17 protein-coding genes are annotated in these 18,038 nt (G+C 75.4%); 13 read left to right on the top strand and 4 right to left on the bottom strand.

Annotated features, from left to right (window positions below):
* Positions 1 to 19 precede the first annotated feature (19 nt).
* The 6 genes from KG103_RS08770 to cobA are packed head-to-tail and all read left to right on the top strand — an operon-like array spanning position 20 to position 6,158.
* The gene (locus KG103_RS08770; protein WP_207342046.1) at positions 20 to 1,690 is read left to right on the top strand and encodes a nitrite/sulfite reductase; all 1,671 of its coding nucleotides are present in this window, start codon (positions 20 to 22) and stop codon (positions 1,688 to 1,690) included.
* Positions 1,687 to 1,848, top strand: a complete 162-nt coding sequence (locus KG103_RS08765; protein WP_207342047.1) for a hypothetical protein — start codon at positions 1,687 to 1,689, stop codon at positions 1,846 to 1,848. Before KG103_RS08770 ends, KG103_RS08765 begins: the two co-directional genes overlap by 4 nt.
* Entirely contained in the window at positions 1,845 to 2,564 is a 720-nt protein-coding gene (locus tag KG103_RS08760) for a phosphoadenylyl-sulfate reductase (RefSeq protein WP_207342048.1), read from the top strand. The genes KG103_RS08765 and KG103_RS08760 overlap by 4 nt, the downstream gene beginning before the upstream one ends.
* Positions 2,561 to 3,505, top strand: a complete 945-nt coding sequence (cysD, locus tag KG103_RS08755; protein ID WP_207342049.1) for a sulfate adenylyltransferase subunit CysD — start codon at positions 2,561 to 2,563, stop codon at positions 3,503 to 3,505. Before KG103_RS08760 ends, cysD begins: the two co-directional genes overlap by 4 nt.
* Positions 3,505 to 4,950 carry a sulfate adenylyltransferase subunit 1 gene (locus KG103_RS08750; RefSeq protein ID WP_207342050.1) on the top strand — a complete coding sequence of 482 codons (1,446 nt, stop codon included), beginning with the start codon at positions 3,505 to 3,507 and terminating at the stop codon, positions 4,948 to 4,950. Before cysD ends, KG103_RS08750 begins: the two co-directional genes overlap by 1 nt.
* On the top strand, positions 4,947 to 6,158 hold the full coding sequence (gene cobA / locus KG103_RS08745) for a uroporphyrinogen-III C-methyltransferase (RefSeq protein WP_207342051.1): 1,212 nt from the start codon (positions 4,947 to 4,949) through the stop codon (positions 6,156 to 6,158). Before KG103_RS08750 ends, cobA begins: the two co-directional genes overlap by 4 nt.
* A 7-nt stretch (positions 6,159 to 6,165) precedes the next feature.
* Here cobA and KG103_RS08740 read toward each other — a convergent pair whose 3' ends face one another.
* Positions 6,166 to 6,894 (bottom strand): YoaK family protein, encoded by a 729-nt coding sequence (locus KG103_RS08740; RefSeq protein ID WP_207342052.1) that lies wholly within the window; start codon positions 6,892 to 6,894, stop codon positions 6,166 to 6,168.
* 106 nt (positions 6,895 to 7,000) lie between these two features.
* Here KG103_RS08740 and KG103_RS08735 point away from each other — a divergent pair, with 106 nt between their 5' ends.
* Both KG103_RS08735 and KG103_RS08730 read left to right on the top strand, forming a co-directional pair.
* The gene (locus tag KG103_RS08735) at positions 7,001 to 7,789 is read left to right on the top strand and encodes a dihydrofolate reductase family protein (RefSeq protein WP_207342053.1); all 789 of its coding nucleotides are present in this window, start codon (positions 7,001 to 7,003) and stop codon (positions 7,787 to 7,789) included.
* Positions 7,786 to 8,271 carry a hypothetical protein gene (locus KG103_RS08730; RefSeq protein WP_207342054.1) on the top strand — a complete coding sequence of 162 codons (486 nt, stop codon included), beginning with the start codon at positions 7,786 to 7,788 and terminating at the stop codon, positions 8,269 to 8,271. The genes KG103_RS08735 and KG103_RS08730 overlap by 4 nt, the downstream gene beginning before the upstream one ends.
* A 67-nt stretch (positions 8,272 to 8,338) precedes the next feature.
* Here KG103_RS08730 and cuyB read toward each other — a convergent pair whose 3' ends face one another.
* The 3 genes from cuyB to gndA are packed head-to-tail and all read right to left on the bottom strand — an operon-like array spanning position 8,339 to position 11,795.
* Positions 8,339 to 9,091: a cysteate racemase gene (gene cuyB, locus KG103_RS08725; RefSeq protein WP_249670862.1), complete on the bottom strand. Its 753-nt coding sequence runs from the start codon at positions 9,089 to 9,091 to the stop codon at positions 8,339 to 8,341.
* Entirely contained in the window at positions 9,088 to 10,344 is a 1,257-nt protein-coding gene (locus KG103_RS08720) for a carboxylate--amine ligase (protein ID WP_207342055.1), read from the bottom strand. The genes cuyB and KG103_RS08720 overlap by 4 nt, the downstream gene beginning before the upstream one ends.
* The gene (gene gndA, locus KG103_RS08715; RefSeq protein WP_207342056.1) at positions 10,341 to 11,795 is read right to left on the bottom strand and encodes an NADP-dependent phosphogluconate dehydrogenase; all 1,455 of its coding nucleotides are present in this window, start codon (positions 11,793 to 11,795) and stop codon (positions 10,341 to 10,343) included. Before gndA ends, KG103_RS08720 begins: the two co-directional genes overlap by 4 nt.
* 177 nt (positions 11,796 to 11,972) lie before the next feature.
* Here gndA and KG103_RS08710 point away from each other — a divergent pair, with 177 nt between their 5' ends.
* The 5 genes from KG103_RS08710 to KG103_RS08690 all read left to right on the top strand — a co-directional run bounded on the left by KG103_RS08710 (position 11,973) and on the right by KG103_RS08690 (position 17,999).
* Complete coding sequence (locus KG103_RS08710) at positions 11,973 to 12,554, top strand: DUF3000 domain-containing protein (protein WP_207342057.1); 582 nt, start codon at positions 11,973 to 11,975, stop codon at positions 12,552 to 12,554.
* A 55-nt stretch (positions 12,555 to 12,609) separates the two neighbouring features.
* A complete protein-coding gene (locus tag KG103_RS08705) occupies positions 12,610 to 13,137 on the top strand; it encodes a helix-turn-helix transcriptional regulator (protein ID WP_249670861.1) in 528 nt (175 codons plus the stop codon).
* A gap of 107 nt (positions 13,138 to 13,244) precedes the next feature.
* The gene (locus KG103_RS08700) at positions 13,245 to 14,504 is read left to right on the top strand and encodes an HRDC domain-containing protein (protein ID WP_207342058.1); all 1,260 of its coding nucleotides are present in this window, start codon (positions 13,245 to 13,247) and stop codon (positions 14,502 to 14,504) included.
* A gap of 139 nt (positions 14,505 to 14,643) precedes the next feature.
* Positions 14,644 to 15,882, top strand: coding sequence for a thiolase family protein (locus KG103_RS08695; protein ID WP_207342059.1), 1,239 nt, complete (start codon positions 14,644 to 14,646; stop codon positions 15,880 to 15,882).
* The gene (locus KG103_RS08690; protein ID WP_207342060.1) at positions 15,879 to 17,999 is read left to right on the top strand and encodes a 3-hydroxyacyl-CoA dehydrogenase NAD-binding domain-containing protein; all 2,121 of its coding nucleotides are present in this window, start codon (positions 15,879 to 15,881) and stop codon (positions 17,997 to 17,999) included. The genes KG103_RS08695 and KG103_RS08690 overlap by 4 nt, the downstream gene beginning before the upstream one ends.
* The last annotated feature ends 39 nt before the right edge of the window (positions 18,000 to 18,038 follow it).

Genomic DNA, 18,038 nt, shown 5'->3' with positions numbered 1-18,038 from the left:
ACCCCGGAGGTGGCGCCCCATGGCGCAGACCACGTCCCGCACCCCGCTCGCCCCGCCGCCCAAGCGCCCCGAGGGCCAGTGGGGCTTCGACCAGCGCGACCCGCTCAACGCCAACGAGGCCCTCAAGCAGCAGGACGACGGCCTCAACGTCCGGCACCGGATCGAGACCGTCTACGCCCGCGAGGGCTTCGCCTCCATCCCCGGTGACGACCTGCGTGGCCGCATGCGCTGGTGGGGGCTGTACACGCAGCGCCGGCCCGGCATCGACGGCGGGCGCACCGCCACGCTCGAGCCGCACGAGCTCGAGGACGAGTACTTCATGCTCCGCGTGCGGTGCGACGGCGGCTCGCTCGACCTGCGCCAGCTGCGCACCGTCGCCGGCATCTCGCAGGAGTTCGGCCGCGGGACGGCGGACATCACCGACCGCCAGAACGTCCAGCTGCACTGGATCCGCATCGAGGACGTCCCGGAGATCTGGCGCCGGCTCGAGTCCGTCGGCCTGACGACCCAGGAGGCGTGCGGCGACGTGCCGCGGGTCATCCTGGGCTCGCCGGTCGCCGGCGTCGCGGCCGACGAGATCATCGACGGCACCCCCGCTGTCCGGGCGATCCGCGAGCGGTACATCGGCGACCCGGCCTACTCCAACCTGCCGCGCAAGTTCAAGACCGCGATCAGCGGATCCCCCCACCAGGACGTCGCGCACGAGATCAACGACGTCGCCTTCGTCGGCGTCGTGCACCCCGAGCTGGGCCCTGGTTTCGACCTGTGGGTCGGCGGGGCCCTGTCGACCAACCCCATGCTGGGCAAGCGGCTCGGTGCGTTCGTCACCCTCGAGCGCGTGCCCGAGGTGTGGTGCGGCGTCGTGGGCATCTTCCGTGACTACGGCTACCGCCGCCTGCGGACCCGCGCACGCCTGAAGTTCCTGCTCGCCGACTGGGGACCGGAGGTGTTCCGCCAGGTCCTGCAGACCGAGTACCTGGGGTACGCGCTGCCCGACGGCCCGCCTCCCCCGCCGCCGCCCACCGGCAACCGCGACCACGTCGGCGTGCACCCGCAGAAGGACGGCCGGTTCTACGTGGGGGCCGCCCCCACGGTCGGGCGCGTCTCCGGGCCGGTGCTCACGGCGCTCGCCGACCTGGTCGAGGAGGCCGGTTCCGAGCGGGTGCAGCTGACCACCGAGCAGAAGCTCGTCGTGCTCGACGTCGAGCCGCAGCGCGTCGACGCCCTGGTGGACGGGCTGGAGTCGCTGGGCCTGCGGGTCCGCGGCGCCTCGACGTTCCGGCGGGGCACGATCGCCTGCACCGGCATCGAGTTCTGCAAGCTGGCGATCGTCGAGACCAAGGCGCGCGCCGCGGCCCTGGTCGGCGAGCTCGAGGAGCGCCTGCCGACGTTCGACCAGCCGATCACCATCAACGTCAACGGCTGCCCCAACTCCTGCGCGCGCATCCAGACCGCGGACATCGGCCTCAAGGGCGCGCTGGCCGGCGGCGAGGAGGGCTACCAGGTGCACCTCGGGGGCGGCCTCGGCCTGACCAGCGGGCTCGGGACCACCCTGCGCGGGCTGCGCGTCCCGGCCTCCGAGCTGCCCGACTACGTCGAGCGCGTGACCCGCCGGTTCGACGAGCAGCGCACGCCCGGTGAGCTGTTCGCGCAGTGGGTGCACCGTGCCGCCGAGGAGGACCTGCGATGAGCGAGCAGACCAGCGGGCAGCGAGCGGTGCCGTACTACTGCCCGTTCTGCGCGAGCGAGGACCTCTGGCCGGCCGGGCAGACGCACGGCCAGTGGGAGTGCCGCACGTGCGCCCGGGCGTTCGCGCTGCGGTTCGTCGGACTCGTGGGCGTGTCGTGAGCACCGCGACGCACCGGGCGGCCGACCTGTCGCCCGACGCGCTGCGTGCCCTGGCCGAGCAGGCGGGCCGGGACCTCGAGGGGTCGCACCCCGCGGACGTGCTGCGCTGGGCGCGCGCGGAGTTCGGCGGCGACCTCGTCGTGGCCTCGTCGATGGGTGACGAGGTGCTCGTCCACCTCGCCGCCGCCGCCGCGCCCGGCATCGACGTCGTCTTCCTCGACACCGGGTACCACTTCGCGGAGACCATCGGCACGCGCGACTACTACGCGGACTTCACCGACGTGAGCCTGCGCACGGTCCTGCCGCTGCGCACGGTCGCGGAGCAGGACGCCGAGCACGGCCCCCGGCTGCACGACCGGGACCCGAACCTGTGCTGCGCGCTGCGCAAGGTCGAGCCCCTCGAGCGGGCTCTCGCGCCGTACACGGCGTGGGTCACCGGCATGCGTCGCGAGGACGCCCCGACCCGCACGGACATCGCGGTCGTCGGCTGGGACGCCCGCCGCGGCAAGGTGAAGCTCAACCCCCTGGCGGCCTGGTCGCAGGACGACGTGGCGGCGTACGTCGCCGAGCACCACGTGGTGCTGAACCCGCTGCGCGAGCTCGGGTACACCTCGATCGGCTGCGCGCCGTGCACGCGGGCGGTCGCCCCGGGCGAGGACCCCCGCGCAGGCCGCTGGGCAGGCACGAACAAGACGGAATGCGGGCTGCACACATGACGACGACCTTCCCCACCGACACCCCGGCCGCCGCGGCGGCCGGCCCGAGCACGCCGACCCAGCTCGACGCCCTGGAGTCCGAGGGCGTCCACGTGATGCGCGAGGTCGCCGGCGAGTTCGAGCGGCCCGTGCTGCTGTTCTCCGGCGGCAAGGACTCGATCGTCATGCTGCACCTGGCGCGCAAGGCGTTCTGGCCGGCGCCGGTGCCGTTCCCGGTCATGCACGTCGACACGGGCCACAACTTCCCCGAGGTCATCGCCTACCGCGACCGCGTCGTCGCCGCGCTGGGGCTCCGGCTCGTCGTGGCGAGCGTGCAGCAGGCCATCGACGACGGTCGCGTGACCGAGCGCCCCGGCGGGTCACGCAACCCGCTGCAGACCGTGCCGCTGCTCGACGCGATCACGGCGCACCGGTTCGACGCCGTCTTCGGCGGCGGTCGGCGCGACGAGGAGAAGGCCCGCGCCAAGGAGCGCATGTTCTCCCTGCGGGACGAGTTCGGGCAGTGGGACCCCCGCCGTCAGCGACCCGAGCTGTGGGACCTGTACAACGGCCGGCACCGGCCCGGTGAGCACGTGCGCGTGTTCCCGCTGTCGAACTGGACCGAGCTCGACGTGTGGCGGTACGTGGAGCGCGAGGGCATCGAGCTGCCGAGCATCTACTTCAGCCACGACCGCGACGTGTTCGCCCGCGACGGCATGTGGCTGACGGCGGGCACCTGGGGCGGTCCGCGACCCGACGAGACCGTCGAGCGGCGCCGGGTGCGGTACCGCACGGTGGGCGACATGAGCTGCACGGGGGCCGTCGACTCCGTGGCCGCCGACGTCGCGGACGTCATCGCGGAGGTCGCCGCCAGCCGCCTGACCGAGCGCGGCGCCACGCGCGCGGACGACCGGGCCTCCGAGGCCGCCATGGAGGACCGCAAGCGCGAGGGGTACTTCTGATGGGCACGCACGCACCGGGTCTCCCCCGGACCCGACCGACCCCCACCGCCGACGTCCACGCGCGGCGCGACCTGCTGCGGCTGGCCACGGCCGGTTCCGTCGACGACGGCAAGAGCACCCTCATCGGCCGTCTGCTGTACGACACCAAGTCCGTCCTGGCCGACCAGCTGTCCGCCGTCGAGCGGGCGACGGCCGCCCGGGGCGGCGAGGGCGCGGCCGTGGACCTGGCGCTGCTCACCGACGGCCTGCGGGCCGAGCGGGAGCAGGGCATCACGATCGACGTGGCCTACCGGTACTTCTCGACCGCGCGCCGGGCGTTCGTGCTGGCCGACACGCCCGGCCACGTCCAGTACACCCGCAACATGGTGACCGGCGCGTCGACCGCGGAGCTCGCGATCGTGCTCGTCGACGCCCGCAAGGGTGTGCTCGAGCAGACGCGGCGGCACGCGGCTCTGACGGCGCTGCTCGGCGTGCCGCACGTGGTGCTGGCGGTCAACAAGATGGACCTCGTCGGGTTCGACGAGGCGACGTTCCGCACCATCGCCGCACGGTTCGCCGAGCACGCGCGGGTCCTCGGCCTGCCGACCGTGCACGCCGTGCCGCTGTCCGCCCTCGAGGGCGACAACGTCGTGACCCGGTCCGCGCGCACCGACTGGTACGACGGCCCGACGCTGCTCGAGCTGCTGGAGCAGGTGCCCGTGGCACGGGACGCGGGCGGTGAGCCGCTGCGCCTGCCCGTGCAGTACGTCATCCGTCCCCGGACGCCCGAGCACCCCGACTACCGGGGGTACGCCGGCCGGGTCGCCTCCGGCGTCGTGCACGTCGGTGACGAGGTGCGCGTGCTGCCGTCGGGGCGCACCAGCCGCGTGGTCGCCATCGACACGTTCGACGGCCCGCTGCAGGCCGCCGACGCCCCGCGGTCGGTGACCGTGCGGCTCGCCGACGACCTGGACGTGGCGCGGGGCGACGTGCTGGTCCCCGCCGCCGAGCAGGTCACCGTCGGCCAGGACCTCGTCGGCACCGTGTGCTGGCTGACCGAGCGCCGCTCGGTGCCCGGTTCCCGGGTGCTGGTCCGCGTCGGCACCCGCACGGTGCGGGCGCTGCTGCGCGAGGTCGACGCCCGGCTCGACGTCGACACGCTCACGGTCGAGCGGTGGGACCCGGTGGACACCAGCCACACCATCGACGCGACGGACACCTCGACGCAGGCGGCGCCCCCGGCGCTCGGTCTCAACGCCATCGGGCGGGCGCGCCTGCGGCTGGCCGAGCCGGTCGTGCTCGACGACTACGCGACGCACCGCCGCACGGGCGGCTTCCTCGTGGTCGACCCGACGGACGGCTCGACGCTGGCGGCGGGCATGATCGGGCCGACGCTGCTCGACCGGCTCGCCCCGGTGCGCACCGACGAGCGCGACGACGACTGGCTCGCCGGGGCCGGGATATGAGCCCGCGGCACCCGCTGCTCCTCGACCTCGCCGGCCGGCGGGTCGTCGTGGTGGGCGGCGGTCCCGTCGCGGCGCGGCGCACCCGAGGGCTGCTCGCGGACGGCGCCGACGTGCACGTCGTCGCGCCCGCGCTGTGCGAGGACCTCGCCGACCTCGCCGCAGCCGGTGCCCTCACCTGGTCGGCGCGCGAGTACGCGCCCGGGGACCTCGACGGCGCCTGGCTCGTGCACACGGCGACCGGGGAGCGTCGGGCGGACGACGCGGTGGCCGCGGACGCCGAGGTGTCCCGGACCTGGTGCGTGCGGGCGGACGACGCCGCCGCGTCGACCGCGTGGACACCGGCGGTCGCCCGCGCGGGCGACGTGACCGTCGCCGTGAGCGCGGGCGGCGACCCCCGGCGGGCCGTGGCCCTGCGCGCGGCGCTGCAGCTGCAGCTCGACACCGGCGGCCTGCCGCTGCGCCGGCGCCGCGCGGGCCGCGGGCACGTCACGCTGGTCGGGGGCGGGCCCGGCGACCCCGGTCTGATCACCACGCGCGGCCGGCGCGCGCTGGCCGAGGCCGACGTCGTCGTCGTCGACCGCCTGGCGCCGCGCGCCCTGCTCGACGAGCTCGAGCCCGACGTGGAGGTGGTCGAGGCCGGCAAGGCGCCGCACGCGCACACGCTGACGCAGACCGAGATCAACCGGCTGCTGGTCGAACGGGCCCGCGCCGGGCAGCGCGTGGTGCGCCTCAAGGGCGGCGACCCGTTCGTGCTCGGCCGCGGTGGTGAGGAGCTGGCCGCGTGCCGCCAGGCCGGTGTCGACGTGACGGTCGTCCCCGGGGTCACCAGCGCGATCGCGGTGCCCGGGGCCGCCGGCGTGCCGGTGACGCACCGGGACGTGGCACGTCAGGTGACGATCGTTTCGGCGCACGACGCGCAGACGGACTGGGAGACGCTGGCCCGCCTGCGGGGCACCCTGGTGCTGCTCATGGGGGTCGCACGGCTCGGTGAGCACATGGCGCGGCTGACGTCGCACGGGCTGGACGCGGCCACGCCCGTCGCCGTGGTCGAGGACGGCACCCTGCCGAGCCAGCGCACGACGCTGGGCACGGTCGGGGACATCGCCGAGCGGGCGCTGGCGGTGGGCGTGCGCAACCCGGCCGTCGTGGTCGTGGGGGCCGTCGCGACGCTCGCCACCACGCTGGGAGGCGTCGCCTCTCGCGGGTGAGCCGCGGTCACCTCCTGCCGGGGCCGGCCGTCGGTGCGGCGTCCCGCTCACCCCGCGCCGCACGGGCCAGCACGACGACCGCTGCAGCCCGCAGGAGCACGGAGCCGCCGAGCGCGAGCGGCGCCGTCAGCTCGCGGACCAGCACTGCGCCGAGCGCCGCGCCCGCCATCAGCGCCACCACCGCCAGCGCACGGTCCCGCCGCACGTGCCGCGGGCCGGACGGCGCACCCGCGACGCGGCTGTCCCGGGCCAGGTCCACCAGCGTGCCCGTCACCACGACCGTCGTGATCGCGGCGTTCCCCAGAGGCTTCACGGCCGCCGCCTGCACCCCGGACAGGCCGGCCAGCAGCCCGGTCGTGACCAGCACCGTCGTCTGCCCGAGCCGGGGCACCGCGAGCCAGGCGCCGCCCACGAGCACCATGGCGACGGTCAGCGCCGCGAGCGTCGCGACCGTCGCCCGGGCCACGGCCGGGGACGACGTGCGGGGCACCGAGCGTCCGCCGACCACCGCGCCGACGACGAACGCGGCGAGCGCGACCACCGTGCCGGCCAGCGGCACGTCACCGGCACCCGCGAGCGCGAAGCCGAGGAAGAGCACGTTGCCGGTCATGTTCGCAGCGAACGCGTGGTCGAGGGCGAGGTACGTGACCGCGTCGAGCGCCCCGCTCGCGGCGGTGAGCAGGAGCAGGGCGGCGCTGACCGCGTCCCGCGGTGCCGCCGCGCCGTCTCCTGGCATCGCTGCTCCCCCGTCGGCGCCGGTCGGGCGGGTCGTGCTCCGTCATCGACGGTGCCACGACGGCACCGGCGGCGCACCTGGTCCGTGCGCGCCCTAGCCTGGGGACGTGCCGCCCACCGTCGACCTCGACCTGCTCCTCCCCCGGGACGCGGCCCGTCGGCTGGCGTCGTCCGCCGACGAGGCGGACCTCGTCGCACTGCTGCGACGCGACCGCGCCCGACCCCACGTCCGGGCCACGATGGTCACGAGCGTCGACGGCGCCGCCGCGGGTGCCGACGGTCGGTCCGGGTCGCTCGGCACCCCGGCCGACCGCCGTGTCTTCGCGGTGCTGCGGGCCCTGGCGGACGTCGTGCTCGTGGGTGCCGGGACCGTGCGGGCCGAGGGGTACCGCGAGCTCCCCGTGGCCGCCGGGCTGCGCGAGGTCCGGGCATCGCTGGGCCTCGGGCCGCGGATCGTGCCCGCCGTGGTGACGTGCCGCGGCGACGTCCCCGCGGACGTGGCGGACGGTGCCCTGGTCGTCACCGGGCCGCAGGGCGCCGACCGGGCACGCGCCGCGGTGGGTGCGGACCGGACCGTCGTCGTGCCGGCCCCCCACGACCCCGGCTCCCCCGACCTGCGCGCGGCGGTCGCCGCGCTCGCCGCGCGCGGCCTGCGTCACGTCCTGGCCGAGGGCGGGCCGCGGCTGCTGGCGGACCTGCTCGCCGCGGGCCTGGTCGACGAGCTGTGCCTGACGACGAGCCCCCTGCTGGTGGCGGGCGACGCGCCCCGGGCCGCGACGGGCGCCAGGCCCCTCGACCCGCCGCGCGCCGCACGCGTGCGCCACCTCCTGCACGCGACCGACGGCACGGTGCTGACCTGCTGGGACCTGCGCGCACCCGTAGGCTCGGGGTCGTGACCGACACCATCCTCGTCCTCACCGAGGACACCCTGGCCGAGTCCGACGTCCGACACATCGTGGGCCTGCACCCCGACGAGTCGCCCGCCTACCGCGTGCTCGTGCCCGCCGACACCGATCGCCCCCTGATCCCCTGGATCATCGACGCGCTGAGCCTGGGCGAGCTGCGCGAGGCGTGGGAGCGGGCGACGGGCCACGAGCCGAGCCGCACGCGGGCGCGCCAGACCGCCGCCGAGCAGGTCGCCGGCAGCGTCGCCGCCTTCGTCGCCGCCGGCAGGGACGCGACCGGCGAGATCACCGACGACGACCCGCTGCCCGCGCTGCGCACCGCCGTCGCCGGCGGCGGCGTGCGCGAGGTCGTCGTGGTGACGTACCCGCACATGATCGAGGACACGTTCCACACCGACTGGGCCTCGCGGGCGCGCGAGGAGCTGCACGTGCCGGTGCTGCACCTCTACTCGGGGACCAGCGAGCTGGGCTGAGCCGACCGGCGCGCCCCGCCCGCGCCCTCGCCGCCGTCCCTCGGGGAGTCCCTCGGGACGGCGGCGGTCAGCGCAGCGGGTACCCGGCGCGCTCGACGGTGCGCCGGGCGAGGACGTCGAGGGAGTCGACGTACCCGCCGTCGGCGAGCAGGTCGTGCTCGGCCGCCACGACCGAGAGCTCGGTGCAGCCGAGCACCACGACGTCGGCCCCGCGCTCCCGGAGCCGGTCCGCGACGGCGTGCAGGGCGCCGACGTCGGCCGGACGGCCGGCCTTCACCTCGTCGTAGATGATCCGCATGACGACGTCCTGGTCGGCGTCGTCCGGGACCACCACGGACAGCCCCCGGTCCTCGAACGCCCGCTGGTACACCTGCGCCGCGAGCGTCCCGCTCGTGGCGAGCACGCCGACGCGGGTGACACCCGGCCGGGCGGCGACCTCGTCGGCCGTCTCGTCGACGATGCTCAGCACGGGCACCCCCACCGCGGCGGCGACCTCGTCCGTGAAGTGGTGCGCGGTGTTGCACGGCACAACGACGAAGCCGACGCCGAGGCGCTCCAGGCGACGGGCGTCGGCGGCCATGACCGGCCCGGGGTCCTCGGTGGAGCGCCCGAGGATGTAGGCGGTGCGGTCGGGGATGCCGGCGTGCTGCAGCACCACCAGGTCGACGTGGTCCTGGTCGCGCTCGGCCGCCGTGCGGCGCACCACGAGGTCCAGGAAGCAGACCGTGGCGGCCGGGCCCACCCCGCCGATGACACCGACCTCCACGCGGTGCGGCGCCGTGCCGTCACCGCGCGGGGGCACCTGCCCGGGGTCGCTCACGCGTCACCGTGCGGGTAGTGGCGCCGGTACTTGCGCACCTGGTTGGCCTGCGCGACCGCCAGGTAGGCCAACCGCCGCGGGTCGGTCTCCGCCCGGTACCACAGCGGGTTGGTCACCCGCCCCGCGCGGCCCAGCGCCCGGGTGCGGGCCCGCAGCGCGGGGTCGGCGACGTAGCGGCGCAGCAGCCAGCGCGGCAGCACCGTGTACAGGTGCGGCTCCGTGAGGTGGTCCGCGGCCCCGTCGGGCAGCGGGTCGAGCCCCTGCACGTGCTCACGCACGTAGAGCTCGGCCGTGTTGCGGCCGCCGGCGGTGATGTAGAAGTTCGACCGTCCCAGCCGCGGGTTGAGCTCGAAGAAGACGGTGCGCCCGTCCCGCGGGTCGTACTTGAGGTCGAAGTTGGCGTACCCGGTCCACCCCAGGTGCTCGAGCAGCCGGACGGCCTGCGCGGCGATCTGCGCGTCGTGGCCCGTGATGATCCCCGCGGGGTTGCCCAGCGCGCCGGGCGTGTGCTCCTCGAGCAGCACGTGCCCGAACGCCGAGAACCGGACCTTGCCGGACGCGTCGCTGTAGCAGGTGAGGATGCGCATGCCGGAGTCGTCCCCGGGGATGAGGTCCTGCACGACGAACCGCCCCTGGTACCCGGAGGCCTGCACCCGTGCCAGCAGGTCGGCGAGCTCGACGGGCGTGTCGACCGTGAAGACCTTCTTCTTCCCGGGGAACTCCACCAGGTGGTACGCAGCGGTGTCGGCCGCCTTGGCGATGACGGGGAACCGCAGCCCGGAGGTGTCCGGCGTCCCCCCCGCCTGCACGTCGTGGACCACGGTGGCGGGGTGGTCGATCCCGAGCTCGGCGCACAGCTCGCCGAACAGCACCTTGTCCGTCACGCGGTCGAGCGTCGCGACGTCCACGTACGGGATCGTGTACAGGTCCTCGAGCTGCGCCCGGTTCTCCACGATCGTGCGCACCAGCCAGTCCGCGCTGCCCAGCAGCACCCGGTCGGTGCCCGGGTGCTGCTCGGCGATCGCACGCAGCCGGCGCACGACGGTCGGGCCGTCGTCGATGCCCGGCTCGACGACGTTCTCGAGGATGCGCGAGTGGCGCACCAGGCCCGTCGAGACCGACGACACCACGACGGAGCGCACGCCGTACGCCTCGTGGAACGTGCGCGCCAGCGAGTACGCCCCGACGTCACCACCGAGGACGACGGGCTGCAGCCGCGGCGCCGGCACCTGGGCGCCCGTGCGCCGGCTCACCAGGTCTGCTCGGTGCGGTCGCCGGACCAGTCGGTGTGGAACACGCCGTCGCGGTCCACGCGCCGGTAGGTGTGGGCACCGAAGAAGTCGCGCTGGGCCTGGATGAGGTTGGCCGGCAGCCGCTCGGCCCGCACGCCGTCGTAGTACGCCAGGGACGACGAGAACGCGGGTGTCGGGACCCCGTGCGCCGCGGCCGCCGCCACGACCCGCCGCCACGCCGCGACACCGTTGGAGACGGCCGCGGTGAAGTACGGGTCGGCGATGAGCAGCGGCAGCTCCGGGTTGCGCTCGTACGCCTGCGTGATGCGGTCGAGGAACTTGGCCCGGATGATGCAGCCGCCCCGCCAGATACGCGCCATCGCGGCCCGGTCGATGTCCCACCCGTACTGGGCCGACGCGGCCGCGATCTGGTCGAAGCCCTGCGAGTACGCCACCAGCTTCGAGGCGTACAGGGCCAGGCGCACGTCCTCGATGAAGGCACCGGGCTCGGGCACGTTCCAGGCCAGCGTGTCGGCCGGCAGGACGCCACGCGCGGCCGCGCGCTGCGGGGCGGACCCGGACAGCGCACGGGCGAACGTCGCCTCCGCGATCCCCGTGATCGGTACCCCGAGGTCGAGCGCGTTCTGCACGGTCCAGCGACCCGTGCCCTTCTGCTCGGCGGCGTCCGCGACCACGTCGACGAACGGGCGGCCGGTGGCCGCGTCGGTGTGCGCGAGGACCTCGGCCGTCACCTCGATGAGGTAGGACTCGAGGTCACCGGTGTTCCACGCGGCGAAGACCTCGCCGATCTCGGGCGCCGAGGCACCCAGGCCCTGGCGCAGCAGGTCGTACGCCTCGGCGATGAGCTGCATGTCCGCGTACTCGATGCCGTTGTGCACCATCTTGACGAAGTGCCCGGCACCGTCCGGTCCCACGTGCGTGCAGCAGGGCACGCCGTCGACCTTCGCCGAGATCGCCTCGAGGATCGGGCCCAGCGACGCGTACGACTCGGCCGTGCCGCCCGGCATGATCGACGGCCCGTTGAGCGCACCCTCCTCGCCGCCGGACACGCCCGTGCCGACGAAGTGCAGGCCGTGCGCGCGCAGCGCCTGCTCGCGGCGGACCGTGTCGGGGAAGTGCGCGTTGCCGGCGTCGACGACGATGTCACCGGGCTCCAGCAGCGGCACGAGCTCGTCGATCACCGCGTCCGTGGCGGGGCCGGCCTGCACCATGACGACGACCTTGCGGGGCCGGGCGAGCGAGGCGACGAAGTCCGCCATCGACTCCGACGGCACGAACGTGCCCTCGTCCCCGTGCTCGGTCACGAGCGACTGCGTGCGGGCGTACGTGCGGTTGTGGACGGCGACCGTGTACCCGTGCCGCGCGAAGTTCCGCGCCAGGTTGCGGCCCATGACGGCCAACCCGGTCACGCCGATCTGCGCGGTGCCGACGACCGACGACGGGACAGACATCACTAGCGCTCCTTATGCCGGATGGGCACGTACCGCCGTGAGGTGCCGGGCCCGTGCGGCGACCGGCACCGGCGCGCGCGGCGCGTGCGGATGCGTCGTCGAGCCTAGTGCGCGCGAGGCCCGGCCCCCTCGGCGTGCCGGGGACCGAGACGAGCGGTCCGCCCGTACTCTCGCCGCGTGACCCCTGCCGGACCCGAGGACGTCCCCGCCGAGTTCGTCCGCGCCCTGCGCTCGTTGCGCGGGGTGCCGGTGCGCCCCGAGGTGGTGCTGGACGAGGTTCCCGGACCTGCCCGCATCGCGCCGTACACGGCAGCGCTGACCGCGGAGGTCCGCACGGCGCGTCGTTCGGTCGCGGCCGAGGACCTCGCGTCGGGGCGGTTCGTCGTGCTCTACGACCCCGAGGGCCAGGAGGCGTGGGAGGGCTCGTTCCGCCTCGTCACCCTGGTGCGCGCGAGCCTCGAGGCCGAGGTGGGCGCGGACCCGATGCTCGCCGAGGTCGCGTGGTCGTGGTTCCACGACGCGCTGGAGTCCACCGGTGTCACCCCGCACGCCGCGGGAGGCACCGTGACGCGGGTGCTCTCCCAGAGCTTCGGTGCGCTGGACCGGCGCGAGGAGCAGACCGAGCTCGAGATCCGCGCCTCGTGGACCGCCTGGGACGAGAACCTGGGCCCCCACCTGGCGGCCTGGGCCACCCTGCTGTGCACGGCGGCCGGCCTGCCCCCGCTCCCGGAGGGCGTCGTCCCGCTACCGCGGCGCTGACGGGCCACCCGCGCACCGGCTCAAGTCGTCGGCGGGCCCTGCCGATGCACGGGGCGTGACCATCGAGCCTCTTCGACGCGACGTCCGCGACATCCCGGCCCGCCGCCCGGGCGTCTCGACCGTGCCCACGTCGCGGCGCGTACCGTCCACGACCCCCGCACGTCACCCCATGTGCGTGGTGGTCACCCAGATCGCCGAGGGCGAGGGCGAGACGCTGGTCCGCGCCCTGCGCCGGCGGGGGGCGCACCGTGTCGTCGTCCTGGCCCGACGCGCGGGACGCACCGAGCTGCGCACGCTGCTGGCGGGCGGGCTCCGCGGCGGCGTGGCCAGCACGACCGATGCCACCGGCGCACCGGCCCGCCCGGCACCCGCGCCGCCGGCCCCGACCGCCGAGCTGAGCGCCCGCGAGCTGGGCGTCCTGTCCCGCGTGGCCGAGGGCCGGACCAACCGCCTCGTCGGCGAGGAGCTCGGGCTGTCCGCCCTCACCGTCAAGAGCCACCTCGCCAGGATCTCGCGCAAGCTCGGCACCGGTGACCGGGCGGAGCTCGTGGCGATCGCGATCCGCAACCGGCTCATCGACTGAGGCCGCCACCCGCACGACCGGCCGCGGGTGACCCCGCCCGGAGCGCCGTGCGCGACGCGCGCGCCGGCTGCACGGACGCACCCCCGCGGTCGCCTACGGTGGACGTCATGAATGCCGAGGCGCCGCAGGGCGCGCCGGGTGCGGACGACCACCCGGACGTCACCACGCCGGTCGTCGTCCCGCTGCTGGAGCCGGCCGACGGCGTTCCCGAGGTCGTCGCGACGCCGGAGGCGCTCGCCGCCACCGTCGCGGCGTTCGCGGCGGGCACCGGGCCGGTCGCCGTGGACGCCGAGCGCGCCTCGGGCTACCGGTACGGTCAGCGCACCTACCTGGTGCAGCTGCGCCGTGAGGACGCGGGCACCGCGCTCATCGACCCGATCGCGCTGCCCGACCTCTCGTCGCTGTCCGACGCCCTCGTCGGCGTGGAGTGGGTGCTGCACGCCGCCTCGCAGGACCTGCCCGGCCTGGCGGAGCAGCACCTGCGCCCGTCCCGCCTCTTCGACACCGAGCTGGCCGCGCGGCTGCTCGGGATGGAGCGAGTCGGGCTCGCGGCGGTCGTGGCCGACACGCTGGGTCTGGGCCTGGCCAAGGAGCACTCGGCCGTCGACTGGTCCACCCGTCCGCTGCCGGCGGAGTGGCTGCGGTACGCCGCGCTGGACGTCGAGGTGCTGGTCGAGGTCCGCCAGGTGCTCGCCGAGCGCCTGGCCGTCGCCGGCAAGGCCGAGTGGGCCCGCCAGGAGTTCGAGGCGGTGCGGCTGGCGCCGCCACCGGCGCCGCGGGTCGAGCCCTGGCGGCGGGTGTCGGGGCTGCACAACGTCCGCGACGCGCGACGCCTCGCGGTGGTCCGCGAGCTGTACGCGACCCGTGACCGCAACGCCCGCGAGCGCGACATCTCGCCGGGACGGGTGCTGCCCGACGCGGCCATCGTGGCCGCGGCGCAGGCGCTGCCGCGCACGGTCGGCCAGCTGGTGATGCTGCCGGCGTTCGCCGGCAAGGGGACGCGGCGGCGCGCGGCGCTGTGGCAGTCGGCGATCGACCGGGCCATGGCGCTGCCCGAGGCGGACCTGCCCGCGACCCGCGGGCCCGCGAGCGACGGCCCGCCCCCGGCCCGGGTCTGGGGCGACCGGGACCCGGCCGCCGCACGCCGGCTGACGGCTGCGCGCGGGGTCGTCACCGCGGCGTCCCTGGAGCACACGGTGCCGGTCGAGAACCTGCTGCAGCCCGACCTGCTGCGCCGGCTGTGCTGGTCCCCGCCGCAGCCGCTGGACGAGTCCTCCGTGGCGGCGACGCTCCAGGCCGGCGGTGCGCGGGCCTGGCAGGTCGAGCTGCTCGCCGGCCCGCTCGCCACGGCGCTCGCCGCCGCCTGACGACGTCCTCGCGAGGGACGTGATCTGCATCACCCGCGCGGTTACTCTTGAGTAACTTCGCCTGTCCAGGGACGATGGTCCCTGCCCGCGCGACTGCGCGTGCGCGCTCCCCGGACACCGCCGTCCCCCTGGAGGACTGATGCCGAGCACGTCCCGTCCCGACGCCCGGGTGCCTGCCGCCCGTCGCGTCGTCTTCGTCGACGGGGTCCGCACCCCGTTCGGCCGCGCCCGCAAGGACGGGCTCTATGCCCACACGCGCGCCGACGACCTCGCCGTGCGGACGGTCCGCGAGCTGCTGCGACGCCACCCCCAGCTGCCGCCCGAGCGCGTCGACGACGTCGCGCTGGCCGCGACCACCCAGCAGGGTGACCAGGGCCTGACGCTGGGACGGACCGTCGCGATGCTGGCCGGGCTGCCGACGACCGTGCCCGGGTTCGCGATCGACCGCATGTGCGCCGGCGCGATGACCGCCGTGACGACCACCGCCGCGGCCATCGGCTTCGGTGCGCAGGACGTGACGATCGCCGGGGGCGTCGAGCACATGGGTCGCCACCCGATGGGGTTCGACGCCGACCCCAACCCCCGCTTCCTCGCCGAGCGCATCGTCGCCGCCGACGCCCTCAACATGGGCGTGACGGCCGAGAACCTGCACGACCGGTTCCCCGCGCTCACCAAGGAGCGCGCCGACGCGTACGGCGCCGCGAGCCAGGCGAAGTACGCCGCCGCGCTGGCCGCCGGGAAGATCGACCCCGACCTCGTGCCCGTCGCGCTCCGCGACCCCGAGCGCGGCTGGGGCCTGGCGACGGCCGACGAGCCGCCGCGTCCGGGCACCACGCTCGAGGGCCTGGCCGGACTGGCGACGCCGTTCCGTGCCGGCGGCCGCGTCACCGCCGGCACGTCGGCACCGCTCACCGACGGCGCGGCGTCCTGCCTGCTCGCCGCGGAGGACGTCGCCGAGGAGCTCGGCCTGCCGGTGCGCATGCGCCTGGTGTCGTTCGCGTACGCCGGCGTCGAGCCCGAGGTCATGGGCCTGGGCCCGGTGCCCTCCACCCAGAAGGCGCTCGAGCGCGCCGGCCTCACCATCGACGACATCGGTCTGTTCGAGCTCAACGAGGCCTTCGCGGTCCAGGTCCTGTCCTTCCTCGACGCGTTCGGCATCGCCGACGACGACCCCCGCGTCAACCCGTACGGCGGCGCCATCGCCGTCGGCCACCCGCTCGCCTCGTCCGGCGTGCGCCTCATGACCCAGCTCGCGCGGCAGTTCGCCGAGCACCCCGAGGTCCGCTACGGCCTCACCGCCATGTGCGTCGGACTCGGGCAGGGCGGCACCGTCATCTGGGAGAACCCGCACTTCACCGCCGAGGAGGCTGCCCGATGAGCACGCCCGAGCCGCGCCCCGAGCGCGTCACCCACGCCCTCGTCCGGGACGTCCGCCTGCCCGGCGACCTCGGCACGCTCGCCCTGGTCACCCTCGACAACGGGCTCGACCACACCAAGCCGACGACGCTCGGCCCGCAGGGCATCGCCGAGCTGCACGCCGCGCTGCGCACGCAGCAGGAGCGTGCCGCCGCCGGTGAGATCGCCGCCGTCGCCGTCACCGGCAAGCCGTACTACCTCGCCGCCGGCGCCGACCTGCTGCAGGTCGCCGGCGTGCGCACGCGGGACGCCGCCCTGGCGCTGGGCCGCGGCGGGCACGACGCGTACCGGCTGCTCGGTGAGATGGGCGTGCCGACGTTCGCCTTCGTCAACGGCGCCGCGCTGGGCGGCGGGTTCGAGGTCGCACTGAACTGCGACTACCGCACCGCAGCGGCCGACGTGCGCGCCCTGGCCCTGCCGGAGACCGGCCTCGGGCTCGTCCCCGGCTGGGGTGGCGCGTACCTGGTGCCCCGGCTCGTCGGCATCGAGAAGGCCGTCGAGGTGGTCCTCACGCGCCCGGCCGCCAACAAGCCGTTCACCGCGGCGCAGGCCGCGGCGATCGGGCTCGTCGACGTCGTCCTCGACCCCGCGGACTTCCTCGAGGAGTCCGTCCGCTGGGCCGCGGGCGTGCTGCGCGGGGACGTCACCGTCGAGCGCCGCCCGCTCGACGACGCCGCGACCTGGTCGGCGGTCGTCGACGCGGCCCGCGCCCGGCTCGACGCCGTCGTCCACGGCTCGCGCCCGGCGCCCGGTCGCGCGCTGGACCTCATGGCCGCCGCGCGGGACGCCGACAAGGACGCCGCGTTCGCCGCCGAGGACGAGGCGCTCGCCGACCTCATCCTCAGCGACGAGATGCGCGCGAGCGTCTACGCGTTCGGGCTCGTCCAGGGCGGCAAGAAGCCCACGGGCGCGCCCGACCCCGCGCTCGCCCGCCGCGTCACGCGGGTCGGCGTGGTCGGCGCGGGCCTCATGGCCTCCCAGATCGCGCTGCTGTTCGCGCAGCGCCTCGGCGTCCCGGTCGTCATGCGGGACCTCGACGAGGCCCGCGTCGAGCAGGGGCTGGCCGCCGTCCGCTCCTCGGTCGAGCGCCTCGTCTCGACCGGCCGCATGCCGGCGGACACCGGCGCGCGCATCGCCTCCCAGGTGACCGGCTCGACGTCGATCGACGTGTTCGCCGACTGCGACCTCGTCATCGAGGCGGTCACCGAGGTGCTGGATCTCAAGAAGCGCGTGTTCGCCGAGCTCGAGGACGTCATCGCACCCGATGCGGTGCTCGCGACGAACACGTCCGCGCTGTCCGTCACGAGGATGGCCGCCGACCTGCGCCACCCCGAGCGGGTGGTCGGGCTGCACTTCTTCAACCCCGTCGCGGCGATGCCGCTGGTCGAGGTGGTGAAGGCGGAGCAGACCTCGGACGAGGCACTGGCCACCGGGTTCGCCGTCGCCGCGAAGCTGCGCAAGACCGCGGTCCTGGTCAAGGACCGTCCGGGGTTCGTCGTCAACCGACTGCTCGTGCTGCTGCTGGGCATCATCGTGGACGCCGTCGAGAAGGGCACGCCCGTCGAGGTCGCCGACCGCGCCCTCGACCCGCTGGGCCTGCCGATGCCGCCGTTCGAGCTGTTCGACCTGGTCGGTCCCGCCGTCGGGCTGCACGTCCTGACGTCGCTGCGCGAGGACCTGGGCGACCGCTTCCCGCGCTCCCCCGGGCTCGAGAAGCTCGTCGCCGACGGCACGACCGTCGTCACACCGGCACCCGCCAAGGGGCTGCCCAAGCGGGTCGACCCCGCCGTGCAGGCCGTCTTCGACGCCGCCCGGGAGGTCGAGCCCCTCGACCCGCCGCTGGACGAGGCGGGTGTGCTCGACGCCGTCCTCACGGCCCTGGCCGTCGAGATCGGCCACATGCTCGACGAGGGCGTCGTGACGACCCCGCAGCAGATCGACCTGTGCATGATCCTGGGCGCCGGGTGGGGCTTCCACCTCGGCGGCATCACGCCGTACCTGGACCGCACCGGCTACAGCGAGAAGGTCCTGGGCCGCCGCCTGCTGCCCGAGGGCCTGGCGGACGTGCCCACCGCCTGACCGGCACGGGCTGGATCGACCCCGACGCGGGGTCGGTCC

Source organism: Cellulomonas wangleii (genome assembly GCF_018388445.1).
Taxonomy (GTDB): Bacteria; Actinomycetota; Actinomycetes; order Actinomycetales; family Cellulomonadaceae; genus Cellulomonas; species Cellulomonas wangleii.
Note: the sequence above shows the minus strand (reverse complement) of the source record. Positions and strands in the feature narration are given on the sequence as shown.